The sequence below is a fragment of the Clostridiaceae bacterium HFYG-1003 genome, assembly GCA_024579835.1.
In the GTDB taxonomy this organism is placed as follows: Bacteria; Bacillota; Clostridia; order Clostridiales; family Clostridiaceae; genus JG1575.
In genome coordinates, this window is record CP102060.1 from 2,111,959 (window position 1) to 2,133,262 (window position 21,304).

The window sequence follows — 21,304 nt, forward strand, 5'->3', positions numbered from 1 at the left end:
TGTCAATGAGCACTGAAACTGCCCTTCAACAGGGTTTGCCATTTCAATCTTGATGGAATCACTCTAAAATAATCAGATCATTGATTTTATTTATAGAAATGATAAATTCATAACTATTTTTTCACCAAGTGCGGTCTTTTTATCAATAATTTGATATAATACTATCAAACAATGAATTTTATCCTTCAGGAGGAATTGGACATGTTTAATCTCAAAAACAGAGTGGTTGTCATCACCGGCGCCTCATCCGGACTGGGAGCACAGATGGCCAGAGGTTTCGCCGCCCAGGGCGCTGACCTGGCACTTTTGGCCAGACGCAAGGAAAAGCTGGACACGCTGGCGAAGGAACTTGAAGAACTCGGGGTTCGCTGCGTCACCGTCCAGTGCGATGTGACCGATCCAAAGGCTGTGAATCAGGCCGCTCAGGAAGTAGAAGCTGCCTTTGGCAGAGTCGATGTCCTGGTCAACAATGCCGGTTCCGCCAAAAATGCCGGCGTTCTCAACATGACCGATGAAGAATGGGATTTCACCATGGACGCCGATCTGAAGAGCGTATTCCTGGTAACCCGCGCATTCGCAAACATCATGAAGAAGAACAACTACGGCCGAATCATCAACATCGCCTCCATGTATGGCCTGGTGGGCAATACCGCCATCGATACCGTCGCCTATCATGCCTCCAAGGGCGGAGTCGTGAACTTCACCCGGGCCGTTGCCGCTGAACTGGCCAAATACAGCATCACCTGCAATGCGATCTGTCCCGGCTATTTCGCAACCGAACTCACGGTGGACACGCTCAATACGGAGTCATTCCAGGCCTATATGAAAGGCACAGTCCCCATGGGACGCTACGGCAAAGAAGGCGAACTCAATGCCGGAGCCATCTTCCTGGCCAGTGACGAAGCTTCCTATGTCACCGGCGTGATCCTGCCGATTGACGGCGGATACACCGCAGTCTAGGCTACCAAAAGAAGATACCATCATGCAACAGCAAAAGCCGGATTCGCATCCGGCTTTTGTTTTGCATTGATTTAATTCATTCGACGCCATTCGACGCCATTCTGCGACATTCAACGGTTTACTCTGTCGTTCATCCAATGATTCATTCAATGGCTCAATAACAAAGCACCTCTCCGGTTATACCCATCAATATACCAGGAGCTCAGCCCATGGCTTAACCCGGAGATATTTTCGGGACTTATTATCCTGGCATTCACTGATGATCAGATCCGGAGTCTGCACGGTCAAATCAGCCTCGCTAATTCAAAGAAACCACATGGATCTTCTTATATTGCTGTTTCTCTTCTTCACTGGCAGATTCAAAGGCTGAACGTCTTTTCTCATTGGTTTGCTCCAGGAACTTACTCAGGTTTTGGAGCAATGCCGGATCGAGATAGTCCTTCAGGATCTCCTCGAACGTTGAAAAAGCCCGTTCGTCGAGAAGAAGATTTACCTCATCTCCAATCGATTGCCAAAGAAGACCGTTTGATCCTTTTCCTTCCGGCTGCTCCTCTTCCAGAAGCCGGATTCGCTGGATAATCTCATCCTCGTGATATATTGCATGGGTTTTTTCCAGCAGATGTGCCAGTTCAACCATGACCGGATAATACTCTCTTTCCTCGTAGATCACCGGGGGAGTGTCCTTCACGATTTTTCTGGCTGTCGTTTGTCCTGCAAGATTTGCCGCGGGCCGGTTCGTCAGTTTTTTCGCCTTCATTCTTTCTCCTCGTTTCTGAGTAATCTTTTGTGTTTAATCATTCATTCTAATATCATTTTATCATCCAAATAGTCCATCTATCATTCTGCCATTCAATTGTTCATTCACTCTGCCTGCTCCAGGCCATGTTTCTTCCAGGCTCCTAAAACAGGCCTTTCTTCTCTGCCCGGTAATTCATCAAATCCCATAATGTGGTCATGCCCAGGAGCTTCTCGGCAGAATTTCCGTTTTCTGTGATGAACAGCACTTCCAGTCGCTGATTAGGGCGTCCGGCGGCAAATTCGGCCTCTGCTTCTGAAATCGACAGGGATTTGGGAATAAATCCAAAGCTTTCATTCACATGTTTTTCCGATTTGATGTAGGTTTCAAAATCACGCAGCGGCAGTTCTTTCTCCAGAATGTATTCCTCTTGATCGGCCAGCATGTTAAACAATGTTTCCTGGCTGAAGACGCCAATCAGACGCCCATTCTCCAGCACCGGAATGTAACTGAAATTTCCTGCGATCATCCGGTTTACGACGGACTGCAAACTCTGATCCAGGGTGGTTGCAGCCATTGCGTGCAAAGGGACTGAAATGGCAGGATATACTTTTGGCGGATTCATGATCACCCGGCAAATTTCTTCAAAGCGATCCACCGTGGTTTTCAGCGGAATGGCGATCACCTTCGGGTTCACACCCGGTGCTTTGCCATAGCCGTGGAGGATCGCGTTGCGCAGCTGAGCCATTTCCCTCAGTTCATGAAGATGTTCCGCCCGAATGACCTGATATCCGGTCAGTTCCCTTAGTTTATCCATGAACGGGATATGATTCATATCGCTCCATGACCCATGCTCCTGACAGAGTCGGGTTCCCATATAGTCATCCAGCTCGTTGAACAGTGAGATAAACCGGCTGGTGTCTCCGTACTGGTCTGTAGTCGTATTGAAATCCATGCGTTCCTCCTGCAGTGTTCCATGACTTTAAGGACATGTCAGTAGCCTTCTGTTTAAGCCTGTGGTTCCAGACAGAATCTTCGGTTTCAACTGATGGGACTGAGCCTCACTATGAGCTGTCCGCCCAAATCTTGAGCGGCCGTGATTTTAATTATCTATCTGCCGAAGTTGATCACAAACGCGAACACGCCAATGCCAAGACCAAGGACAGCAAACATCAGATTCTTGACCCCTTCGGATGTCTTGCTCTTCATATACTGAATCGAAGAAACCGTACTGATGGCCAGTGGGATCAGCAGGCCGGGAAGCTTCGGCAGCGTGTTGCTGCCCTTCCCATCCAGTCCAATTTGAACGATCATTACATCCGGCAGCATCAAGTAGCTCACCCCGGCGATGATTAATGCAATCGCGATCATAATCATCCCAGTCAGTTCTTTTCTGGATCGTTTCACAATAAAATTCCTCCCTGAAGGTTCGTTTCGTTAAGAATCACTCGGATCCTTTGAATCATTGTTCTGCAAGTTTCGTCCCCCGCTGCCCGGCATTGCCTGGTTTTGAGTAAATTGGTGTATAGGTCAGTGTCCCTTCCACCTGTTCTGATTTCATCAGTTCAACAGTATGAACTCTGTCCACTAATGGTTGAATAGTCCAGGGCGGAAAGTTCGTGAGGATGTCCCGGCCGAGTGTGATATGGGGCCTGTACGCGCGCTGTTCCAATGAAAACCCCGCCCGTAAGAGCCGCTCCGTCAGATCCAGCTGCAAAGCCTGCAGCGCCTCATTCTCACCCACGCCGGCCCACCAGATGTCTCGGCGATTGCGCTGGAATCTGCCCACCCGATCTATGATGATGGGGAACGGATCGAACCGCACCTCATCCAGGACTGACCGGACGGCAGCGGTCTGTCTTTCATCGCACTCGCCCAGAAATACCAGGGTCAGGTGCAAATTTTCCGCAGTGGTGAATCTGCCGCGCTGTGAATGAAGCCGGACTTCATCGCGCAGCCCAGTGAGTTTGGAGCCGGTTTCCTGAGAAAACCTGATTGCTATGAATAATCGCATCAATCTTCCTCCCGAGCCTGAGATCCGGTTCGATTCAAACTTCGATGACCGTTCCCGGCATCTGTTTAAGTTCATTCTAGGGGACGAAGGAAAGAAAAGGAAGTGTTTTTCATGACCGCTGGACTGCGACTGATGATGCTCCGGTCAAAAAATGGCCGTTTTTGACCGGAGGCTTAAGTTCCATCAAAATAATGATTCACAATAATATTCTTATGATGTTGATATTCTGGTAAGCTTTACATGCATTCATTATTGAACTACTCGCAATAATTAGAAAACGCTATTGACTTCATTAATCACCCATGATAAATTCTTGGAAAGCGATGACGAAGAAACGCTGAAGGAACAATGGTTGCAGAGAGTCCGTACTGGCTGTGAGCGGATACCGGAAACCTTCAGGGATCTCTCTTCCGAGCGGCGGAAGAAACCAAAGGGCTGAATATCCCAACGGCAGTAGACCCGCACGCTGGACGGCGTTAACGTCCGGGACCGATAAAGGCCCAACGAGCGGCATGGTAAACAGCCATGCAATTTGAGTGGTACCGCGGAGCTGATCAGCAGTTTCGTCTCAAAAGAAGGATATCTTCTGAGACGAGGCTTTTTTATTTCCTTATTCAGAAGATCAGGCAAGACCAGGCAGGTTCCACCGGATGGCACCTGTCACTGCAGGAAACCACTTATTTGAAACGAGGAGGATTTATCATGAACAACACGACCAACAACAATTTGAACAAGGATTTCGACTTTTCCAACAGCTTCCGGCATGAGATCGTACAGGAGAACCTGGAATCATCCGCCACCGGCTGGGACATTTTCAGCCAGGCGTCCGCAGGTCTGCTGGAATTTAATTTCAGCACTGAGAATTAGGTCAAAGTGACCGCACCAAAAGAAATGAATGCAGCATCGGGATCCTGAGCCGCCTGTCAGTCAGACGCTCCGGATCCCCTGTTCCTTTTTGGGAACAGGTTGGTTCCTGTCATTGCTTCTATCTTTCCGTTTCTAATTTCAGGCTGCGATCCTTCTAAATTTTAGGTTGCAATCCTTCTGATCCGGTAAATATCTGTCCGATACCCACTTACTTTCGGTATAATGAAGGAAAAACAACGAGGAAGGAGATTATTTCATGATCAGCAGCACAGACCGAAAACACCTGGAGCGATGCGTCGAACTGGCCAGAACGGCCCTGGAGAAGGGAGACCAGCCCTTTGGATCAGTCCTCGTCGCGGAAAGCGGCGAAGTATTGGCAGAAGATCACAACCATGTCGGCGGTGGCGATCACACCAATCATCCGGAATTCGCGCTGGCGAAATGGGCGGCAGCTCACATGACCCCGGAGGAACGGAGCCGGGCTACGGTTTATACCTCCGGGGAGCACTGCCCCATGTGCGCTGCGGCGCACGGCTGGGTAGGACTGGGTCGGATCGTGTATGCCAGCTCCTCCCGACAGCTGGTGCAATGGCTGACAGAACTGGGCGCAGCCCCCACACGCGTAAGAAATCTTTCAATTGAAGAAGTGATCCGTGACACTTTGGCAGAAGGCCCGGTTCCTGATCTGGCAGAGAAAGTTCATGAACTCCATCGAAGCTACTATTCCAGATAAATCCATCACTGATCATACAAAATCAGCTTGGCCTGAGTTGCCAAAAGTCCTTGAACTGCATGATTTCTCGTGACAGACTGTCCGGAATCAGCATAAGATGAAAAGAAAGAGAGTCCGCAATAAATATGATGCGATGGCTCAAGGCGGAGGAACGATGAAACGCAGCGACGGCACCCGATTAACCTCATTGGATCCCTTTGTGGAGATGATTCCCTATATCATGGAACGGCGCAGTGATGCGCAAAATTTTGCCAAGCGAATCTTTTTCACAGAACCGATTGACCGCTATATCCTGGAAAAGAAAGAGGAAGGGCGTCAGCTTCGCTATCTCCATCTATTCATTGCAGCCTCTGTTCGAGTGCTGGCCGAACGTCCGCAGCTGAACCGCTTTATTATGAGCAGCCGCATCTATCAGCGCAAGGGCATCAGTATTTCCATGGCTATCAAGCGCTCGTTTCGGGAGGACGGTGAAGAGACAACGGTCAAGTTCCAGTTCACCGGCCAGGAAACGATCTTTGAAATGGCGCAGATCATCGATGCAGAGATTGCGAAAGCCCTTTCCCATACCGCCACAGAGGAAGATCAGCTGATCCAGACCATGATGTCCCTGCCCCATTTCGTCAAGAAAATTTTGGTTAAGACCTTGAAAGGCCTGGACAAGCTCAATCTCCTGCCGGAAAGCCTCATTAAAATCAGTCCCTTCCACACCAGTCTGTTTATCACCCATTTGAAATCCATCAAGTCAGACTATATTTTTCATCACTTATATGATTTCGGAACCACAGGCATATTTATCGCCCTGGGCAAGAATATGGATCTGCCGGTGGTGGAAGGCCATTCTATTGTCATTAAAAATTGTGTTCAAGTCGGGATCACCACCGATGAGCGGATCTGTGACGGTGTCTATATGACCCGCTCCTTCCGCCTTCTCGAAAAGTATATTTCAGATCCGAAGCTGCTTGAGCAACGGCCAGCCAGGCCGGTCTCGGAGTAAATGTTCTGGAACCTCCGACCCATCCGGGGACAGGATCGTCGATAAAATAAAATGATTCGGGATAGAGTGACCAACTCTGTCCCGAATCATTTTTTGAAGCCTATGACAGCATTCTTCAAGATGTTCGTTTCAAATTCTTCCCTGACAGACTCGGAAGCTGCCATGGCATAAAATGCCAGATCCAGATCCTCGTCTTGAAAGGAATGGGAATATATTCTTCCGTTCATCTTACTCAAGGGGTGATCAACAGCCGCCCTGGGCGGGGAGTCGAGCAGGATATCGGCCGGAGCAGAGACGGCAGAATCATGCACCGGACCGTTCGTCAGGGCTGAACCGGCATGCACCGTAACCGGTTATGAGGATATTTCCAGGTTGCCGGCACTTATTTCCTGCCGGGAGATTTCAAAAACCGCTCCATCGGCAGTCAGCCCGGAGGATGGTAATACAAGCCGGATTATGTCATATTCAAAAATCCGCATCAGATCTCCTTCATTGCGAGCCACCCCGTATCCCAGGCAATACCGTCAGCAGGCAATACCGTCAGCAGGCAATACCGTCAGCAGGCACCGGAATGCATCGTCTGATGCGTTCCGGTGCCTGCTCAATTATGGGGAGATAATTGGTATTTATTTTACTTCAGCAGCTGCGGTCTGACCCGCGATCCGTCCAAACACGATGATGTCGGTGACGGCGTTGCCGCCGATGCGGTTGGCGCCGTGGATGCCTCCGGTGACTTCACCGGCAGCGTACAGACCCTGGATGATCTCGCCGTCTTCGTTGAGGACATGAGCCTGCTTATCGATCTTGAGTCCGCCCATGGTGTGGTGGATGCTCGGTGTAACTTTGAGAAGGTAGAAAGGACCTTCCGCCAGGGATACGGACAGATGCGTCCGGCCAAAGAGCTCATCTTTTCCTGTCTCTACCGCCTTGTTGTAAGCGCTCATGGTTTCTTCCACGACCTTGGCATCCACCTTCAGGAAAGCCGCGGCATCAGCCAGTGAAGTGCATTCCTGGGCATAGCCCTTGGTGATGTAGCCGGCCAGAGCGGCATTCTCTTTCCGCATCGCTTCATTGGTCACCAGATAGGCAACGCCTCCGGTCTGTTCCAGAATGCTGGCAGAGACTACATCGCGCGTCTGGAGTTCGTCAATGAAGCGCTTTCCGTCCTGGTTAACCAGGATGGCCCCGTCGCCGCGCAGGCCTTCGGTGAACATGTAGCCAGATTTGGGATCCGTAGTCGGGTGAATCTGGATGAATTCGATGTCGTCCAAATCGGCTTCCAGATCCTCAGCCAGCTTCAGTCCGTCTCCGGTGGCTCCGCTGTGGTTGGTGGTGGAGAATCCGACCAGGTCGGGACGGAAGGATTTAACCATTTCGCTGTTGGCGCCGAAACCTCCGGTTGCGAGAATCACAGCTTTGGATTTGATCTTGAAGGTGGAGCCGTCCTTGGTCTGAGCAACAACGCCCGTGCATACTTCCCCTTCTTCCATCAGATCCACGGCAGTAGTTTCCGTCATGATCTGAACCTTCTGCTGAGCTAGCTTCTCAGACAGGACACGAACGACGACGGGGCCGACGGCAGAACCGTCTTCCGGCGTATGAATCCGGGGGTTGGTGGCGCCGCCGGAAAGAGATACCCGGGTGAGACCGGCTCCCAGTTCATTTACCCAGTCAACGGCCGAAGCGGATTGGTCCACAAGAATTCTCAGCAGCTCCGGATCATTCTCTTCCTTGCCGCCGGCAAAGGTGTCATTGTAGAACGTATCCACATCATCCTTGATTCCGGCAGCCGCCTGAATGCTGGTACCGGCTGCGTTCATCCCGCCGGTGGCCCGGCTGGTGTTTCCGCCGACAATCGGCATTTTTTCCAGAACGATGACTTTCTTTCCGGCAGAAGCCGCTTCCACGGCAGCAGCCATTCCGGCACCGCCGGCACCGATAACGACAATATCTGCTTCCTGATCTTCCACCTTCACGGCATTGGCTGCCGGCTTGATGGTCTTGAGATGCTCTACATCGGCACCGGCCTGAGTCAGGGCGCTGACCACCGCCGCGAGAAAGCCCTTGCTGGAAACCGTAGCACCGGTCACCAGATCAACGCCCAGTCCCTGGCTCTCCAGAATCTGTCCCTTGATCTTTTCTACGGCAGCATCGCCCAGTCCCTTGGTCTCAAGGCTGGCATCGGCTTCAATGGCCTCGATGGCCGAATCGGTGACTGTGACTTTGACTTTGATCGGACCGTTATGGCCCTTTTCTTCCGCTTCATAGGTGCCCGCTTGAAAAGCAGTCCCGGCAGCGCCGGATCCGGTGGCAGTGGTTCCCGCAGCTGTGACTGCTGCGCCTGTACCTGCCGCAGTGGTAGATGCGCCTCCTGCGGAGCAGCCTGCAATCCCCAGACACAGGACAGCCGACATCAATGCTGATACGAATTTGTTCATGGTATATCCCCTTTCCTTGCTTTATAGAGGAACTATTGCATTCCCGAAACCCGGTCACAATCACCTGCGCCGTGATATAAATGATTTAAATAATAATTAAACAATCTTTATTTATTTTGCTGACAAATTAACGTTCGATGATTCTCCGACCTGACTCCTATTGCCGGATGTAAGCAGAGCTTTCTCTGTTGCAATCTTGCAAAATTTCCCTCAGCGAAACGTCGTCTTTCCCGCAAAGCGCAAAGGATCCGGCTCTTTCATGTTCTGATCCCTGTCAGGCAGACAAAGGGGCAGATCATTGAGAACCAGATCCTTTGGGTCGTTTTATGTTATGGGACTCCCTGTGAAATCACTGCGAGTGAAGGGTGAGTCTCTCTAGAAGAAGATTGGGACGATGAGGGTGGCGAGAAGGATGATGAACGCACCGCCCAGGCGGGAAGAAATCTGCGCAAAGGGCATCAGTTCCATCCGGTGTGCCGCGGTAAGAACCGCCACGTCGCCGGTTCCTCCCATATTCGCCATGCACAGGCCTGCCGTAATGGCTGCTTCGATGGGATAGAACCCGACCATTTTGCCAACGATGGCTGTACCAAGGACAGCACCCAGGACAACCAGGAATACCAGCACCAGGTAGACCGGACTGAAGGCCGAGATGACCTGTCCCAGATCGGTGTAGGCAATTCCTATTCCCATGAGCAGGGCTGCGGTCCAGTTGGTGGCTACGAACTGGTACCAGTTGGCGCAGGCATCTTCCAGCTTGGCTGGCAGCAGGTTCACGGATTTGGCAATCGCAACGGAGATAATCATCCAGGCGTAGGGATGGATATCAAGGTTGAGGAAGCGGACGAACAGGTCGCCTACGATGTTGCCGAAGGTAAAGAAGGCGGTGGCTACGGCAATGCCGATGCCGAAATCCTTCAGGGATAATGAAGTTTCCTTGTCAGCGACTTTCAGATCTTCTTCGCCGATTTCCATGAGCTTGCCATTGCCGGTAAGGCTGGGGTATTTTTTCCCCACCCGATCCAGGATTCCGCCAAATACGATGGCGATCGCATTGCCCAGGGCAACCGCGGGTACCAGACGGGACAGAATGTCTTCCGCGGGCATGTTCAGGCCTTTGCCGAATACTTCAGCCAGAGGCACCGCTCCGGCACCCATTCCGCCGCCCATGATCGGAATTCCGATGTATGCGATGGATTCAGCCGGTGACTGCCCGAAAATCAGGCCGCCCAGGGCAACCAGTCCCAAGGCAACCGCAACGCCGCCGAGAATGGTTGGGAAATAGCGGATGGCCGCTTTCATCAGGAGCTTTTTGCTCATGCCCAGGATGGATCCGGTGATCAGAGCCGCAATGTAGAAATCAAGGAATCCACCGCCCTTCATGAAGGTCGTGACATTATCGGTGACTTCTTTGGGCAGGATGTTGAAATAAACGAGCGCTGCCGAGCCGAAGATGATTACAATGGGGCCGCCGCCAAAGAAGGTCTTGACGATGGGGGTATTGTTGCCGATGACATCCAGCAGGGCCCCGACAACCATCATGAAGAGGAAGGCACCGATCATTCCCTTGGGCAGAACCCCCAAAGCGATGGCTCCCAGCAGAACGGCCAGAAGTCCGAAGTAAACGGGGAGCGAGAGCCCCATAATCTTATAATCTTTCATATTTCCTCCAGTAATATCTATATTTTTTCTATGTCCTGTCTACCGTCTGGCGACGCCGGTCGCTCTGGCCGCCTCGCTCGTCGCCTTGGCGACAGCATCCGCTACCTTTTTGTCCAAGGTCGATGGGATGATGTAATCCTCTCTCAGATCCTTTTCATCGATGTAGTCGGCGATGGCTCTGGCCGCCGCGATTTTCATCTCCATGTTGATTTCACGGGCACGAACGTCCAGTGCTCCGCGGAACACACCTGGGAATACCAGTACATTGTTGATCTGGTTGGGAAAATCGGACCGGCCGGTACCCATGATGCGGGCTCCGGCTTCCAGTGCCAGGTGCGGCATGATTTCCGGTGAGGGATTGGCCATCGCCAGAATGATCGGATCCTTGGCCATGGAACGGACCATATCCTGAGAGACCGCGTCTGCCATGGATACGCCAATGAAGACATCGGCATGTTTCATGACCTGAGCCAGGTTGCCCTGCTCCTTGTTGGGATTGGTGACTTTCGCCAGCTCATTCTTCGCGTCGTTCATCTTTTCCCGCCCCAGCCAGAGTGCTCCGCTGCGGTCGCAGGCGATGATGTTTTCAGCACCCGCTGCCGTCAGCAGGTTCGCAATGGCTGTTCCGGCCGCTCCGGCGCCATTGATGATGATCTTGAGCTCACCCATGGTTTTTCCGGTCAGCTTGAGTGCATTGAACATTCCGGCCAGGACCACGATGGCTGTGCCGTGCTGGTCATCATGGAACACCGGAATATCCAGTTCCTGTTTCAACTTCGCTTCAATCTCGAAGCATCTGGGCGCTGCGATATCTTCCAGGTTGATGCCGCCAAATCCCGGTGACAGCAGCTTCACCGTCCGGACGATTTCGTCCACGTCGGTGGTGTCCAGGCAGATCGGGAACGCGTCGACATTGCCGAATTCCTTGAACAGAATCGCTTTTCCCTCCATGACCGGAAGAGCGGCTTTGGGACCAATGTCTCCCAGCCCCAGAACCGCAGTGCCGTCCGTGACGACTGCTACCAGGTTTCCCTTGGCGGTGTACTTGTAGACATCCTCTTCATTGGCGTGAATCCGGCGGCAGGGTTCCGCCACACCGGGCGTATATGCCAGGCTCAGATCATCGCGGTTTTCCAGCTTGAGCTTGGAGACCACTTCAATCTTTCCCCGAACCTTTTCATGCAGTTTCAGACTTTCTTCAAAATAGTTCATCTTGATTCCCCCGTTTCGTAATCCTTTTCTGTGACCATCCTAACACTGTTTAAAAGCCAAAAAGAATTAAGAAGGTTTATTCTCTATTAAATTCATAAAAACTACTTTGAATAATGAATGACAGAGCCACCGGTTTGCATCAGGTTCTCAGTGCAATCCGGCGGCTCTGTATCATTTATTATTTCTTTCTGTATAAAAATCATCCACCCCGATGGTTCTCCGGAGGGGACGATCCTCGAATAAAAAAAGCTTGGCGCAGCGTTAAGACGGATCGGATTCACCGGCAAACCGGCGGCGCATCAGAGGCTTGATTCCTCCGGCCCGCAGGATCTCCAGCGCCTTGCCGCTTAAGGGTTCCGCCGGCAGGATCTCGCCCGTGGACTCAATGGTCACAGTTCCCTCTTCCAGGTTCAGCGTGACGGTCGCTCCTTCGGTCAGTTTGCTGCTGAGTCCCTTGCAGACGATCAGCGGCAAGCCCAGGTTGATGCCATTGCGGTAGAAAATCCGAGCAAAGCTGTCAGCTATCACGGCGGCGGCTCCCATCTGAATCAGCGCGATGGGGGCATGCTCCCGGCTGGAGCCGCAGCCGAAGTTCTTCCCGGCTGCCACCAGACCTCCTTTGGGAAACTGCGGCGCGATGGTCTCGCTGAGGCCGGCCAGGCAATGCCTGCCAATGGCCACAGGATACGTCAATTCCAGAAACCGTCCGGGCAGAATGACATCCGTATCGATATTGTCCCCTAAAACCAGGACAGGTCCTTTGATGATTCGTTCCATGCTACTTCACCTCCCGGCTCAGATAAGGTCTGGGATCGGCAATGCGGCCTTCCAGCAGGCTGGCTGCCACCGCCGCCGGACTGCCCAGGTAGAGGCTGGCCTCGTTCGACCCCATGCGTCCCTTGAAATTCCGGTTGGTACTTGTGATGCAGACTTCTCCCGGCCCCAGAATCCCCTCATGAGTACCCAGACAGGCGGCGCAGCCCGGTGTTGTGATGGTGGCACCCGCCTCCATCAAGATTTGGATGTAACCCTGGCGCATGGCTTCCTGCATCACCTCGGCCGATGCCGGTACCACGATGAGCCGGGTGTACGGGGCGATTTTCCGCCCTTTCAGGACCCGGGCGGCTGCCGCCAGATCCTCGACCCGGCCATTGGTACAGCTCCCGATATAGCCCTGATCCACCCGGATGTCCTGCCGGGCCAGTTCCGCCAGCGGTTGAATATTGTCCACCTGATGGGGACAGGCCAATACCGGCTCCATCTGATCCACCCGGAAGAGATAGGATTCGTCAAACCGGAAGTCCGGATCCGACGCCACCACGTCAAAGGGTCTGACCGCACGCTCGCTGACATAGTCCAGCACTGCCTGATTCGGCTGCATATACGCGGTTTTGGCGCCCATTTCCACAGCCATGTTGCAGATTGTCATGCGTCCGGGCACGTCCAGCGATTCCACATAGCTGCCGGTAAATTCAATCGCCTTGTAGACCGCGCCATCCGCCTTCACCCGCCCCAGAACATTCAATGCGACATCCTTGGGAAACACCCCTGGCTGAGCCGGACCGTCCAGCCGGATCTCGATGATCTCCGGTACCCGGAACCACAGCTCACCGGTCGCCAGGATGCAGGCCATGTCCGTGGCACCGCAGCCTGTGCCCAGCGCCCCGAACGCGCCCTGGGTGGTCGTGTGGCTGTCCGTGGCCACCACAATCATGCCGGGATAAATCAGTCCGGCCTCGGGCATGACCTGATGACAGACGCCGGCATTCACGTCAAAGTGATATTTCAGCCCCTGCTCTTTGGCGAAATCACGCATTTCCCGATGATTGGACGCCGTCCGGATGGTCGGACAGGGCGAATAATGGTCAAAGACAAAGGCGGCTCGGCCCGGATCCCAGACATGGGTCGCTCCGATTTCCCGAAAGGAGTAGATCGTCTGCAGGTACAGGTCGTTGATTTCGGCAAAGTCCACCTTTGCCGTCACGATTTCACCGGTTCTGACTATGGTCTGACCGCTGCCGCGAGCCAGTATTTTTTCGATTGCGTGCATCTTTTGTTCTCCCGTGAAGTATTTATTCACCCATCCCCGATGAGCTGGTCCGTTATCTTTCAGAACGCATGTGCGGCAGCAGCTGATAGCGGTGCTGCGGCCGGCCGACTTTGCCGTATTCCACGAGCCGCTCGATCTGGCCGCTGCGCTCCATGTAGTTGAGATACCGCCGCACCGTCACCGTGGCTACCCCGCTGGATTCAGCAATGGCTTCGGCGGACAGCGGCTCCTCCTGATGGAGAATCAGCGCTTTCAGGATCAGCTGCAGGGTATACTTGTTGATGCCCTTTTCCAGTTCATGGTCGTCTGCCGACGTACCGCCTCCCTGGATGAGCTCATCCAGCTCAGCCTGGGTCAGAGCGCTTTTCTGTTCCAGTTCCTCCTTGCGCTGAAGATAGCGCCCCAGAGCCTCCCGGAACCGGTCAAAAGTAAACGGCTTGATCAGGTAGTCCACCACGCCGTAGCGAAAGGCTTCCTGGACGATGGTGCTGGTTTTGTCCGCCGTAATGAGGATGACATCAGCGGACAGATCCTGCGCCCGGATCCACTTGAGCAGATCCATCCCGCTTTCGCGAGGGAGAAACAGATCCAGCAGCACCAGATCGGGCTGCTCTTGCGTCAGCACGCGCTTTGCCTCCTCCAGCCCCGGCACGGCTGCGGTCAGGACCATGCCCTCTATCTGTTTCAGGAATCGGGCATTAATGGATGCCACCATCGGGTCATCCTCAACGATCAGTACTTTGATCATGAAACTACATCTCCTTTGATCGGAATCTTGATATCCCAGGTTACATCCTCCGTCTGAACCAGGCGGATCTTCCCCTGATTTCTGTCGATAATCCGCCGGATGAAGTGAAGACCGTATCCACGCTGTCCGGCTTTGGTGCTGAAATTCGCCTCAAAGATTTTCTCGCGGATGGCTTCCGGAATCGCCGGTCCGTTGTTTTTCACCCGAATGATGAGCTGATCCGGCTCCTGTCGGATCAGCAGCGATATTGAACCGGATCCATCCGTGGCCACCGCATCCAGTGAATTCTCCAGCAGATTGCCAATCACAGTCTCCATCTCATCGGTCCGCAGCCCCCTGGGCTGCTCCTCCAGGCAGGAAGACGGATCCAGGGCCAGACTCACCCGGCTTTCCTCCGCTTTGTAGTATTTGGCCAGGATCAGGGCGGCTATGTTGACGTTCTTGATTTTTTCGGTGATCAGACTGCTGAAGCTGGCGTTGCCATGGGCGGTGGCGGTAATGTAGGACAGAGCCTCTTCCGGTTCATTCAGCTGAATCAGCCCGGCGATGGTATGAAGCTTATTGAGGAATTCATGATTCTGAGCCCGCAGCGACCAGGCCATTCGCTTCACGCCGGTCAGCTCCTCCGCCATTTCCCGGACTTCGGTGGTATCCCGGAAATTGATGACCTGTCCGAGAACCTTACCCCTGGCATTTTTCAGGACGGAGTATTTGTAAAGGATCGACACATCCCCCAGCGTCAGCTCCTGATCAATCCCGGGATGGACTGATTCGGTTCGGACATCCTGGCGCAGGGACTGGATAATCCCCTCCGCGCTCTGGTCCGCCAGCCTCAGAATCCGGGCAGCCTCCTGATTGTGCTGGATCAGGTGACCATGCTCATCCAGTGTGATGATCCCCTCTTTGACATGATCGAGAATGGCTTCCTTTTCCTTCAGAAGCAGCGCGATCTCCTCGGGCTCCAGGCCAAAAATGGATTCCTTGATATTGGCCGTCAGCGCAAAGGCTCCGCCCACCCCAATCACCAGACTGAGAACAATAAAGGGGGCAAACTGATTCAGCTTGGCGGTCAGCTGATGATTGATCTCCACCAGTGTCGTTCCCACACTGACCGCACCGATCTGCACGCCTCCGGCCAGGACCGGAACAAAAGCCCGCTTGGATTCCCCCAAGGTGCCGGTGGCCTCTGAGATGTAGCTTTCCCCCTTTTGCAGAACTCTGGCTTCGTCGCCCCCCTCAAAGGGACGTCCCACGTTTTCCGCCACGGGGTGAGTGAGCCGGATACCTATCTGATTGATGACGACGATGAAGTCAAACCCGGCCCGGCGGCGCCAGTCCTCTGCCATCCCACCGATCTTCTGTCGTTGGATCGGATCCCCTGACAGCAGCGCTTCCTTTACATCCTTGTCCTGAGCTGCATAGTATGCGGTGTCCAGCAGGCGGTCTTCCAGCTGCTCCAGCAGCATCCGCCTCATCTGGTAATAAGACAACCCGGCCAGACTGCCCAGTGTAACCACCAGGATCAGTGTAACCAGGAGTGTGGTTTTTGTTGCGAGTTTCACAGAAATCTCCCCTTTCAGTCTTACCCATTGTACAATGTTCCGGTCAGAAAATACAATTTCCGTTTTTTATCGCATCCCTGTCTTTCTCTTCTCATTTCACCCAGTGTCTTTGATTGAATTCGGGTCATTGAACCCGGCAGGAGAAAAAGTCCGGGGCATGTCTCACACAACTCAGTCCCTGATCGAACCTCAGAGTGACTTTTTCTCCCAGGCTGTCTGCCTGAAGAGCATTTTGCTGCACAACGACCCCAGAATGACAAGCAGGTCCGCAACCATCAGGACCCCCGGGCAAATATTGCTTCAAGCGAATCAGCCGTGACAAGGAGTGTGATCTGATCACCCAGGTATGCTCAGATATCCCGGGATCGGCTGTTTGAGAGGGGATCGCTGCAGACCGGACTGCCAACAACTTCCCAAGACCGATATTTGGGAACAGGAAGCACGCCCCGACTGTTCTGCGGGCCCCGGGACCTCCACCGATAACGCCTGAGGATGGAGCTGATCATTCCTGTTAAGAGCTTGAACCACCGGATTTCAATGCGGAATCCGATCATCTGACTTTTGCATGAAACGATCGTATTGCACAAAGCCGACCCACCTATGCAACTGGCTGATGCCAGTTCAGTGAAAATGACTCCCCCCCTTGGCTGCATGAATCATGGCAATTTTCACCAAAAATGAAGAACTCATCCGGTGGGATCAGAAGCAGTATTGCCCGGGCAGGGACTAAAAGAAAATCGTCGCTGCCTGTCAGGAGGTCAATAAAAATTGAAGTCAAAAAAACTGCCGCATAAAGATGGGCAGTTTCGTGACTTCGTGTTGGATCCTTGCATGATCTGAAAGACAAGCGCCGGAGCATGATCCGACGGCCTCTGTTTTATCTGTATATCAGTTTTCTGCCCATTTCCTCAGCATCTCCCGAACATCCTTTTCTTGCCGAATGTCTGTCAGCACAATCAGCATGTCCTCTGCCTGAATGGTCGTCATTCCCCCTGGCGTCAAATCCATACCTTCGCGCCGAATTGCAATCACGAGGTTACCCGTTGAAAGTCCGATGTCCTTGATCTTTTTATCCTCCAGCCAGGATCCGTGATGAACCATTGTTTCCACAATGATTTTACGGCATTCTGGTTCCTCGCAGCTGTTTTCTTCTCGGTTTCGCAGCTGCAGCTCCAGCAAAGATTCATAGATCGGGGTGCTTTTTACCAGATCTGCTGTCAAATAGGCAATGATTGACACCACTGCCAGGGGAAGAAGGTGTTGAAAAGATCCGGTCATTTCTGTCAACAGGATAATCCCGGTGATGGGAGCCCGAACAATGGCAGTGAAAAAACCAGCCATGGCCAGAACCACGAAATGGTAAAACAATTCGGAATCGATTCCGATTGCTGAGATTGCTACATGGCCAAAGACTGCCCCGATCAGGGATCCGATCACAAGCAGCGGGAAAAAGATTCCGCCGGGGATGCCTGACCCGAAACTGATCATGGAAAACAGAAATTTGAGCAGAAGAATCAGGATAAGCCACTGCAGGCTTCGGCTGGCATTGAGTTCCTTTATGATATGTTCTCCACCACCCAATACCATTGGGAACGACAATCCCACCACTCCGGCAACAAGAAATGGAATAATCGTCTTCAGATGAACATTGAATCTGGCAACTTTTTGGTACAGCCCAATGGTATGGATCAGAACGAAGTTGTACAATGCGCCGGCCAATCCAACGACCACACCAAGGATCAGGAGAATGCCATAAAGATTCAGCGGCATTGACCCAGAGATGGAAAAGTGAAACACCGGATCCAAACCAAAGATGACCTTGGACAAATAATCTCCTGCTATTGCAGAAAGGATGGTAGCTAAAAGAATCACCGGGGAAAAGTATCTGAAAATCTCCTCCAGAGCAAACATTACTCCAGCCAATGGCGCATTGAAGGCTGTTGCCAGTCCTGCACCGGCTCCGCTGGCGATCAGGATTTTCTGTTCTGTCCGGGTTGCCGACAGACGGCTGCCCAATCCCTGAGCAACACTGGACCCCAACTGAATGGATGGACCCTCCCGGCCAACGGACAGTCCGGCCAGAATAGAGACGGCACCCCCGAAGAATTTGGCGAGCAAAGTGGACAACCACTGATTTTCAAAATACCCCATCAACTGCCCGCGAACCTGAGGTATTCCACTACCACTGATCATAGGATATTGACGGACCAGTTTTCCAATCCCCCAACCGGTCAACCCCAGAATCAGAAACAATATGGGGATCTGAGCTGTTCTGTCTCGAAAATAACCATAGATCAGAAGACTCCATTCTTCTGCTTGGGACAGCACCAGCCGGTACAGGATTACTACCATGCTTACACTGAAACCCACCACTATACTCTTCAAAACCAGCGGAAGTTTTCGGGAATGCAGCTGGATGGCTTTCTGATAATTATTAATATTTGTCATGCTTACCTCACTTACACAATTAGAAATTCCCTTTTAAATTATACTCTTGTTCTCCTTCCAATGTTTGCAAACAATCATCACACTTTATGTACGGATGGTGTAATACCCTCCTTGTCCCTGTTCTTGTTCACCTGATCAGGATTCGGAGGATTCTACCTGCGGATCTCATGGGAAATGGAACCGGCCGGTGATCCGGGAGGGATCTCCTCCGCAGGAACATCGACCGGTCTGATCAGTTGCCGTAGAGCATTATTAATTTATGAGGTGCTATGATTTTGAGGCTCGATTTTAGTCTGAAGCGTGACCTTCATGGTTCCCGAAGCCGAGCCTTCCGCGCTGGCGTTGAACACCAGGAACTTGACGCTGAAGGGCCGGATTTTGAATTCCACCAAGTGTATCGTGCCCTGAGTCTTCTGGCTGCTCACAGCAGCGACATTGAAACTCAGGTCTATCGAAACAGCCTTAAGGCGGTGGATCGCAATACCAAGGTTCTCTACTATGACTGCACGAACTATTTCTTTGAAATCGAGCAGGAGGATGATCTGAGAAAGTATGGCCAATCAAAACAGCATCAGCCCTCGCCCCTTGTCCAGATGGGACTTTTTATGGACGGCAGTGGCCTGCCGCTGGCTTTCTCCATCAACCCGGGGAATCAGAACGAGCAGCCTACGCTCAAACCCTTAGAAAAGCGAATCATCAAAGACTTTGAGCTCTCGAAATTTATTGTATGCACCGATGCCGGCTTGGGTAGTATCAGCAATCGTAAATTTAATGCCATTCAGGACAGAGCCTATGTGGTAACCCAGTCCATCAAGCAGCTTGTGAACCATCTGAAAAGCTGGGCGCTGGATCCGAGCGGCTGGAGCCTCTCGAGCATAGATGCCAAGATCGATATCCGAAAGATCCATGACAGCCCCAGAAACAACCGGATCTACTTCAAGGAGCGCTGGATCAAGGAAAATGGATTGGAACAGCATCTGGTCGTGACCTATTCCCCCAAATACAAGCACTACCAAAAGAACATTCGGGACCAGCAGGTCTTGCGGGCTGAGAAGCTCGCCACTTCTCCTTCTACGGTGAATCGCAAACGGTCGAATGATCCTAAACGCTTCATTGAATCGACCCACTGCACATCGGAAGGAGAAGTGGCTGAAAAAGAACTCCTCCAAATCAATTCAGATAAGATTGCCGAAGAAGCCCGGTACGATGGTTTCTATGCGGTCTGCACGAATGTGGATGGTGAGGTTGAACAAATTCTGGCCATCAACAAACAGCGCTGAAGGATTGAGGCATGCTTCCGGACTCTGAAAAGCGAGTTCAAAGCGCGACCGGTCTACTTGCGGAATGAGGATCGGATTCATGCGCATTTCCTAACCTGTTTCCTGTCACTGCTGATCTTTCGGATCCTGGAGCTAAACTTGGGTGAAGAATACACGGAAAGTGAGATCATAAGCACATTGAGAGGAATGAGCTTTCGAAAATTGGGAAACAAGGGATATATTCCGGCTTACACCAGAACGGATCTGACAGACCAACTCCATGAAGTCGCTGGTATTCACACAGATCGGGAAATCATCAGCTCGAAAATGATGAAAAATATTTTTAGGCAAGTCAAGGAAGGCAAGAAATTACGCAAAAAAGACAAATAGAAAAACTCTGTAGAATGGCTTCTAAAGCCACTCTACAGAGTTTTTTGCTCAATTAAGTGTCAAAGACGAGATTGTACAATGTCCCGGCCAGAAAAAACAAATTTGGTTTTTAATCTCCCCAAAACAAAAGCACCTTCTGATTTGAAATGGGCAGTTGGATTTCTGCCGATTGGTTCGCTGCAAACTGGTCCGCTGCAAACTGAATCGCAACCATCTGGAAAACCTTCAGACCACTGATCCGGTAAATCAGAGATCTGAAGGTTTCAGAAAAAAAATCAGGAAAATATGATGCGGTCCGATCCGTCAGAAAGAGGAATGCAATTCCTCACGGTACCATACGAACTCTGCTGGAGCGTATTCTGGCTGAAATCAGGGGGAATTACAAAAAAAGAGACAGCCACCAGTCCTGACCGCAGTTCCCATGACAGAAGGTGAATCAGGTCAATTGAACGGTTCTTCTTTTAAAAATGTTCGTCCGAGACTTCCTGATTGGATTCACTATGCCCAATCCGCCTCATTCTTTGGTTTCAAGATCTACCTGGTGATTCTTAAGAAAACTTCTTCAATTCGCCTGGCTTCCTTGGGTGTCGTCTGGTTATCGATTCTCAGCACATATACCCCGTTATGATAAATATATTGCGTTGCAAAAGACAGATTTTTGGATACTCCTTCAACATATTTTTTTCTGGCCAGGGCATCCGCTTCCTTCTCAAAGACTTCGATGGTATTTTCCGGATCTTCTCCCTCAAATACTTCGTCTTTTTTCAAGGCGAAATTTACTTTGGACGTATACTGATTCGGCCTTCCCAGCAGATTGTTGGCGTCCGTTTCCTCTGTATAGGATACGGTCCGGACAATCTCAATCCCTTCAGCCTTTAGCTTCTCCACGAACTCTTCCGCATTCAGAATTATGGCAGATGGCAGCGCTGCAGTCTGTGCAATGGTCATCTGAGTCAGTGAGCTTTGACTAATTGAAGTTCCGACAGCCGCTGTATTGCCGCTCGCAGCCGGTACTGATCCCGATGTTCCGTTGGAACACCCAACCAATATAGCCATGGCTAGAATTGACAGTGTTTTTTTCATAGTTCCACCTCTAAATGAATGATTGATACCAGATCAAAAAGATAAACATTCGAGCCACAGAAAGGCTTCATCTACCGTTTTTTTCATTCAGTGCTCTTTCTTCAATCTGGGAGCATTGCCTGCTTCTGAGTATCTTCCACCAACATAC

Annotated in this window: 19 protein-coding genes; 6 read left to right on the top strand and 13 right to left on the bottom strand. The window is 51.7% G+C overall.

All coding sequences use genetic code 11. From position 1 onward, the window contains the following. Positions 1 to 201: 201 nt before the first annotated feature. Positions 202 to 960 (top strand): SDR family oxidoreductase, encoded by a 759-nt coding sequence (locus NQU17_09540; GenBank protein ID UUM10907.1) that lies wholly within the window; start codon positions 202 to 204, stop codon positions 958 to 960. 298 nt (positions 961 to 1,258) lie between these two features. On the opposite strand, the gene NQU17_09545 is transcribed toward NQU17_09540, so the two are convergent. The 4 genes from NQU17_09545 to thpR all read right to left on the bottom strand — a co-directional run bounded on the left by NQU17_09545 (position 1,259) and on the right by thpR (position 3,710). Beyond that, positions 1,259 to 1,717, bottom strand: coding sequence for a hypothetical protein (locus tag NQU17_09545; GenBank protein UUM10908.1), 459 nt, complete (start codon positions 1,715 to 1,717; stop codon positions 1,259 to 1,261). Positions 1,718 to 1,859: 142 nt separating this feature from the next. Continuing rightward, entirely contained in the window at positions 1,860 to 2,651 is a 792-nt protein-coding gene (locus NQU17_09550) for a CBS domain-containing protein (protein UUM10909.1), read from the bottom strand. Between the two features lie 155 nt (positions 2,652 to 2,806). Then, entirely contained in the window at positions 2,807 to 3,103 is a 297-nt protein-coding gene (locus tag NQU17_09555) for a hypothetical protein (GenBank protein ID UUM10910.1), read from the bottom strand. Positions 3,104 to 3,158: 55 nt separating this feature from the next. Further along, complete coding sequence (gene thpR, locus NQU17_09560; GenBank protein UUM10911.1) at positions 3,159 to 3,710, bottom strand: RNA 2',3'-cyclic phosphodiesterase; 552 nt, start codon at positions 3,708 to 3,710, stop codon at positions 3,159 to 3,161. Positions 3,711 to 4,412: 702 nt separating this feature from the next. On the opposite strand from thpR, the gene NQU17_09565 reads away from it, so the two are divergent. The 3 genes from NQU17_09565 to NQU17_09575 all read left to right on the top strand — a co-directional run bounded on the left by NQU17_09565 (position 4,413) and on the right by NQU17_09575 (position 6,304). Further along, complete coding sequence (locus tag NQU17_09565) at positions 4,413 to 4,577, top strand: hypothetical protein (GenBank protein UUM10912.1); 165 nt, start codon at positions 4,413 to 4,415, stop codon at positions 4,575 to 4,577. A 256-nt stretch (positions 4,578 to 4,833) separates the two neighbouring features. Further along, positions 4,834 to 5,310, top strand: coding sequence for a nucleoside deaminase (locus tag NQU17_09570; GenBank protein UUM10913.1), 477 nt, complete (start codon positions 4,834 to 4,836; stop codon positions 5,308 to 5,310). Between the two features lie 97 nt (positions 5,311 to 5,407). Next, positions 5,408 to 6,304: a 2-oxo acid dehydrogenase subunit E2 gene (locus tag NQU17_09575; GenBank protein ID UUM10914.1), complete on the top strand. Its 897-nt coding sequence runs from the start codon at positions 5,408 to 5,410 to the stop codon at positions 6,302 to 6,304. Positions 6,305 to 6,930: 626 nt separating this feature from the next. Here NQU17_09575 and NQU17_09580 read toward each other — a convergent pair. The 8 genes from NQU17_09580 to NQU17_09615 all read right to left on the bottom strand — a co-directional run bounded on the left by NQU17_09580 (position 6,931) and on the right by NQU17_09615 (position 18,424). Beyond that, on the bottom strand, positions 6,931 to 8,718 hold the full coding sequence (locus tag NQU17_09580; protein UUM13496.1) for a flavocytochrome c: 1,788 nt from the start codon (positions 8,716 to 8,718) through the stop codon (positions 6,931 to 6,933). Between the two features lie 399 nt (positions 8,719 to 9,117). Continuing rightward, complete coding sequence (locus NQU17_09585) at positions 9,118 to 10,404, bottom strand: 2-hydroxycarboxylate transporter family protein (protein UUM10915.1); 1,287 nt, start codon at positions 10,402 to 10,404, stop codon at positions 9,118 to 9,120. 39 nt (positions 10,405 to 10,443) lie between these two features. Then, on the bottom strand, positions 10,444 to 11,616 hold the full coding sequence (locus NQU17_09590) for an NAD-dependent malic enzyme (GenBank protein ID UUM10916.1): 1,173 nt from the start codon (positions 11,614 to 11,616) through the stop codon (positions 10,444 to 10,446). Between the two features lie 261 nt (positions 11,617 to 11,877). Continuing rightward, on the bottom strand, positions 11,878 to 12,393 hold the full coding sequence (locus NQU17_09595) for a 3-isopropylmalate dehydratase small subunit (GenBank protein UUM10917.1): 516 nt from the start codon (positions 12,391 to 12,393) through the stop codon (positions 11,878 to 11,880). Between the two features lies 1 nt (position 12,394). After that, the gene (locus NQU17_09600; protein UUM10918.1) at positions 12,395 to 13,666 is read right to left on the bottom strand and encodes a 3-isopropylmalate dehydratase large subunit; all 1,272 of its coding nucleotides are present in this window, start codon (positions 13,664 to 13,666) and stop codon (positions 12,395 to 12,397) included. Positions 13,667 to 13,718: 52 nt separating this feature from the next. Beyond that, positions 13,719 to 14,414 carry a response regulator gene (locus tag NQU17_09605; GenBank protein ID UUM10919.1) on the bottom strand — a complete coding sequence of 232 codons (696 nt, stop codon included), beginning with the start codon at positions 14,412 to 14,414 and terminating at the stop codon, positions 13,719 to 13,721. Continuing rightward, positions 14,411 to 15,976 carry a sensor histidine kinase gene (locus NQU17_09610; protein ID UUM10920.1) on the bottom strand — a complete coding sequence of 522 codons (1,566 nt, stop codon included), beginning with the start codon at positions 15,974 to 15,976 and terminating at the stop codon, positions 14,411 to 14,413. Before NQU17_09610 ends, NQU17_09605 begins: the two co-directional genes overlap by 4 nt. Before the next feature lie 888 nt (positions 15,977 to 16,864). Further along, positions 16,865 to 18,424, bottom strand: coding sequence for a ClC family H(+)/Cl(-) exchange transporter (locus tag NQU17_09615; protein ID UUM10921.1), 1,560 nt, complete (start codon positions 18,422 to 18,424; stop codon positions 16,865 to 16,867). 275 nt (positions 18,425 to 18,699) lie between these two features. Here NQU17_09615 and NQU17_09620 point away from each other — a divergent pair, with 275 nt between their 5' ends. Both NQU17_09620 and NQU17_09625 read left to right on the top strand, forming a co-directional pair. Further along, positions 18,700 to 19,704: a hypothetical protein gene (locus NQU17_09620; protein ID UUM10922.1), complete on the top strand. Its 1,005-nt coding sequence runs from the start codon at positions 18,700 to 18,702 to the stop codon at positions 19,702 to 19,704. A 138-nt stretch (positions 19,705 to 19,842) separates the two neighbouring features. Continuing rightward, positions 19,843 to 20,073 (top strand): hypothetical protein, encoded by a 231-nt coding sequence (locus NQU17_09625; GenBank protein ID UUM10923.1) that lies wholly within the window; start codon positions 19,843 to 19,845, stop codon positions 20,071 to 20,073. A gap of 534 nt (positions 20,074 to 20,607) precedes the next feature. Here the strand turns inward: NQU17_09625 and NQU17_09630 are convergent. Next, positions 20,608 to 21,156: a hypothetical protein gene (locus NQU17_09630; protein ID UUM10924.1), complete on the bottom strand. Its 549-nt coding sequence runs from the start codon at positions 21,154 to 21,156 to the stop codon at positions 20,608 to 20,610. Between the last annotated feature and the right edge of the window lie 148 nt (positions 21,157 to 21,304).

Excerpts from the sequence above, each read along its gene's own strand:
- NQU17_09570 (UUM10913.1), top strand. The coding sequence starts at position 4,834 with ATGATCAGCAGCACAGACCGAAAACACCTGGAGCGATGCGTCGAACTG.
- NQU17_09585 (UUM10915.1), bottom strand. The coding sequence starts at position 10,404 with ATGAAAGATTATAAGATTATGGGGCTCTCGCTCCCCGTTTACTTCGGA.
- NQU17_09600 (UUM10918.1), bottom strand. The coding sequence starts at position 13,666 with ATGCACGCAATCGAAAAAATACTGGCTCGCGGCAGCGGTCAGACCATA.
- NQU17_09595 (UUM10917.1), bottom strand. The coding sequence starts at position 12,393 with ATGGAACGAATCATCAAAGGACCTGTCCTGGTTTTAGGGGACAATATC.
- thpR (UUM10911.1), bottom strand. The coding sequence starts at position 3,710 with ATGCGATTATTCATAGCAATCAGGTTTTCTCAGGAAACCGGCTCCAAA.
- NQU17_09565 (UUM10912.1), top strand. The coding sequence starts at position 4,413 with ATGAACAACACGACCAACAACAATTTGAACAAGGATTTCGACTTTTCC.
- NQU17_09540 (UUM10907.1), top strand. The coding sequence starts at position 202 with ATGTTTAATCTCAAAAACAGAGTGGTTGTCATCACCGGCGCCTCATCC.
- NQU17_09630 (UUM10924.1), bottom strand. The coding sequence starts at position 21,156 with ATGAAAAAAACACTGTCAATTCTAGCCATGGCTATATTGGTTGGGTGT.
- NQU17_09545 (UUM10908.1), bottom strand. The coding sequence starts at position 1,717 with ATGAAGGCGAAAAAACTGACGAACCGGCCCGCGGCAAATCTTGCAGGA.
- NQU17_09575 (UUM10914.1), top strand. The coding sequence starts at position 5,408 with ATGAAAAGAAAGAGAGTCCGCAATAAATATGATGCGATGGCTCAAGGC.
- NQU17_09580 (UUM13496.1), bottom strand. The coding sequence starts at position 8,718 with ATGTCGGCTGTCCTGTGTCTGGGGATTGCAGGCTGCTCCGCAGGAGGC.
- NQU17_09615 (UUM10921.1), bottom strand. The coding sequence starts at position 18,424 with ATGACAAATATTAATAATTATCAGAAAGCCATCCAGCTGCATTCCCGA.
- NQU17_09550 (UUM10909.1), bottom strand. The coding sequence starts at position 2,651 with ATGGATTTCAATACGACTACAGACCAGTACGGAGACACCAGCCGGTTT.
- NQU17_09590 (UUM10916.1), bottom strand. The coding sequence starts at position 11,616 with ATGAACTATTTTGAAGAAAGTCTGAAACTGCATGAAAAGGTTCGGGGA.
- NQU17_09605 (UUM10919.1), bottom strand. The coding sequence starts at position 14,414 with ATGATCAAAGTACTGATCGTTGAGGATGACCCGATGGTGGCATCCATT.